General features: G+C 65.3%; 1 protein-coding gene and 2 pseudogenes. 1 reads left to right on the top strand and 2 read right to left on the bottom strand.

What is annotated here, in order from left to right; all coding sequences use genetic code 11:
- Positions 1 to 119 (top strand): annotated as a pseudogene (locus tag GSE44_RS26095) (IS5/IS1182 family transposase); the annotation flags it as partial.
- A 38-nt stretch (positions 120 to 157) separates the two neighbouring features.
- On the opposite strand, the pseudogene GSE44_RS26645 reads toward GSE44_RS26095, so the two are convergent.
- Positions 158 to 478 (bottom strand): annotated as a pseudogene (locus GSE44_RS26645) (cupin domain-containing protein); the annotation flags it as partial.
- 663 nt (positions 479 to 1,141) lie between these two features.
- Positions 1,142 to 3,355, bottom strand: a complete 2,214-nt coding sequence (katG, locus tag GSE44_RS24855) for a catalase/peroxidase HPI (RefSeq protein ID WP_159351507.1) — start codon at positions 3,353 to 3,355, stop codon at positions 1,142 to 1,144.
- Positions 3,356 to 3,679: the final 324 nt, after the last annotated feature.

The raw sequence follows: 3,679 nt of genomic DNA, 5'->3' as shown, positions 1-3,679 counted from the left end.
CCTGGCTCAACCGCTTCCGCTCCATCCTGATCCGATGGACCAAGAAGCCCCCCAACTACCTCGCCCTCCTCCACCTCGCCTGCGGCATCATCTCCTGGCGACATGCCCTACCGAGATAGGTTCTTAGTGACCGGGACGGCATATGGACAGCGAGCCAGAGCGTCTCTCCGGCCGGATCCGTCCAAGCGACACGATGGCGGCAGAAAGCAGGTAGGATGGCATAGTCTCCTGCCGCCATTCGGTGTTCACTCCCGTCCGGGAGGGACAGTACGGCGGCACCGGAAATAACCAGCACGAACTCGTCCCAGTCCTGCTCATACCAGAAGCCCGACGGGCTTGAGGCGCCACGCGAGACGATCCGCTCAACCCGGGCGCCGCCGGGCGCCGTCAGCAGATCGTGGAAGCATTCCTTCCCCAGTGCAGGACGCGGGCCGTCCTCGGCCAGTCGGCCAAATGAGGGAAGTTCGGGCGGATCCATTCTCATGTCTCCCTGTTGATGCAGCCCCTGGGTGGATGCGGGACGCGTGACAGCCTGGTCGCATGACTCCATTTCGGCGACTGGGTCGAGACCTCGGGCTCGGCCGGTCCATATATGCCATCCAGAGCGTAAGCTGGACCAAGGTCGCTCTCGTCAACAAACGGACCGGCAAGTTGCGTGCTGTGCAAATCCTGCTCGGCCACATCAAGCTCGGGAGCACGGTGCGTTAGCTGGGCGGCGAAGCCGAGGGCGCACTATTGGATCGGCGTCGCGCCGATCAGCTCAGTCCAGACCCGGAATCCATCAGCCCAGCGGAACGGCACGTATCCTGACGCCGGGAAGCGTGCGGTTGAGGGGTGCCCGATCCCGCATGGTCAAGCGCAAGCAGCTGAGCTGGCTGCCGAACGGCACGAGCTCGTCCCTGCTTGCCTCGAGCGTCATGCCTTTGGCCATCATGCATCTCGCGCCTCAGCGGCAGTTGGGCGCTCCCGCCCAGTCGCGTTCGGGGGAAGCAAGCGTCGGCACCCGGTAGGTGCGTACCGAATCCAGCTGATCTACGTCTTACCGATGCATCGGTCGTCGCTCTTCCATGCCCCGTCCGGTGCCGCCGCGCCGAGGCGCCGCGGCGGGGAATGGCTCACCGCATGGTAAGCCGCCCGGAAGTCAGGCCCGAGCCAGGTCGAAGCGGTCGGCGTTCATCACCTTGGTCCAGGCAGCGATGAAGTCGTCGACGAACTTCTTGCCCGCATCGGCTGCCGCATAAACCTCGGAGAGCGCCCTGAGCTGCGAGTTGGAGCCGAACACGAGGTCGGTGCGCGTCGCCGTCCACTTCTGCTCGCCGGTGTTGCGGCAGGTGCCGACGAAGACTTCATCCGCGTGTCCGTCCACCATCTTCCACGCCGTGCCCATGTCCAGCAGGTTGACGAAGAAGTCGTTGGTGAGCTGGCCCGGATGGTCCGTGAGTACGCCCTCCTTCTGCCCGCGATGGTTGGCGCCCAGCACGCGCAGGCCGCCGACGAGGACGGCCATCTCCGGCGCGCTCAGCGAGAGGAGCTGAGCGCGATCGATCAGCAGCTCCTCGGTGGGGACGTTGAACGCGACCTGGAGGTAGTTGCGGAATCCATCCGCCCTCGGCTCCAGCGGCATGAAGTTCTCGACATCGGTCTGCTCGGCAGAGGCATCCGTGCGGCCCGGGGAGAAGGGCACGTCGACGTCATGCCCAGCATCCTTCGCCGCCTTCTCTACCGCGGCGGAGCCGCCAAGGACGATCAGGTCGGCGATTGAGACCTTCTTTCCGCCCGAGGCCGCGCCGTCGAACTCGGCCTTGATCCCTTCCAGCACCTGCAGGACTTTGGCGAGACGCTCGGGCTCGTTGACGTCCCAATCCTTCTGCGGCGCGAGCCGAATGCGCCCGCCATTGGCGCCGCCCCTGTGGTCCGAACCACGATAGGTCGAGGCCGAGGCCCAGGCCGTCGCCACCAGTTCAGCCACGGTGAGGCCGGAATTGAGGATCTTCTGCTTGAGGTCCGCGACATCGGCGCCGTCAATCGGCGCGTAATCGGCCACCGGAATCGGATCCTGCCAGATCAGCTCCTCGGCCGGAACTTCCGGTCCGAGGTAGCGGGCCTTGGGGCCCATGTCGCGGTGGCACAGCTTGAACCAGGCGCGCGCGAAGGCGTCGGCGAACTGGTCCGGATTGTCCCGGAACCGCTCCGAGATTGCCCGGTACTTCGGATCCTCCCTCATCGCCATGTCGGCCGTCGTCATCATCGTCGGCACGCGGCGATCGGGTCTGTGCGCGCCCGGTGCCATGTCCTCGGGCGCCTGGTTCTTCGGCTGCCACTGCCTGGCGCCGGCGGGGCTGGTCACCAGTTCATAGTCGTAGTCCAGCAGCATGTGGAAATAGCCGCCGTCCCACCGGGTAGGGTTGGGCGTCCACGCGCCTTCGAGGCCGCTGGTGATGGTGTGGTCGCCGAAGCCGCTCTCATGGCCGCTCTGCCAGCCGAGACCCTGCTGCGCGACATCGGCGCCCTCGGGCTCCGCGCCAAGCTTCTTGGCATCGCCCGCGCCGTGGCACTTGCCGAAAGTATGGCCGCCCGCGGTTAGCGCGACGGTCTCCTCATCGTTCATGCCCATGCGGGCGAAGGTCTCGCGGATGTCGCGGCCCGAGCGGACCGGATCGGGCTCGCCGCCCGGGCCCTCGGGATTGACGTAGATCAGGCCCATCTGGATCGCCGCGAGCGGGCTCTCCAGCACCTTCTCATCGGTGATGCGAGTATCGCCCAGCCACTCCTCCTCGGTGCCCCAGTAGATGTCCTTCTCGGGCTCGAAGGTGTCCTCGCGCCCGCCGCCGAAGCCGAAGACCGGCCCGCCCATGGACTCGATGGCGACGTTGCCGGCCATGATCATCAGGTCGGCCCAAGAGAGTTTGCGGCCGTATTTCTGCTTGACTGGCCAGAGCAGGCGGCGTGCCTTGTCGAGGTTGGCGTTGTCGGGCCAGCTGTTGAGCGGTGCTAAGCGCTGCGAGCCCGAGGACGCGCCGCCGCGGCCGTCGCCGGTGCGGTAGGTGCCGGCGCTGTGCCAGGCCATGCGGATGAAGAACGGACCGTAGTGGCCGTAGTCGGCCGGCCACCAGGGTTGGCTGTCGGTCATCAGCGCGTGAAGGTCCCTTTTCACCGCCGCGTAGTCGAGCGACTGGAACTCCTTCGCGTAGTCGAAGTCATCGCCCATCGGGTTCCCGGTGAGACCCTTCTGATGGAGCATATCGAGCGAGAGATGGTTCGGCCACCAATCGCGGTTGGTCCGTCCCAGCAGGGACCGCAACGCGGCCGGCTTCTTCGCTGGGCAACTCAGCGGACCGCTCGGGTTCGTATCCATGATCTTGGCTCTCTCCTGGACGTTTTGGAGAAGGCTATGCGCGGCTCACGATGGATGGAAACCGTTTTTCTTGATCAAGAGCATTGAACAAATCGATCAACCGCCTCCTTGCTGGCGTTACGGGCCAAGGGCTGGATGCCCTAGGGCACGGCAGAGAACTACGTGCATAGAATGCGAAGGCTCGGGCGTTAATGTGATGCTGTGCATCCGTTTTGAGCGGAGCTTCCCCGATGTCCCTGCCTGCAGTTCATCAGTGCACCTGTCCGCGGTGTCGGTCGCGCGGCCCACATTCCGACCGCCTCCTGCATGAGCAGATCAATCTCT

This window comes from Muricoccus harenae (assembly GCF_009848505.1).
Classification (GTDB): Bacteria; Pseudomonadota; Alphaproteobacteria; order Acetobacterales; family Acetobacteraceae; genus Roseomonas; species Roseomonas harenae.
This window is presented reverse-complemented; position numbering and strand designations above follow the sequence as displayed.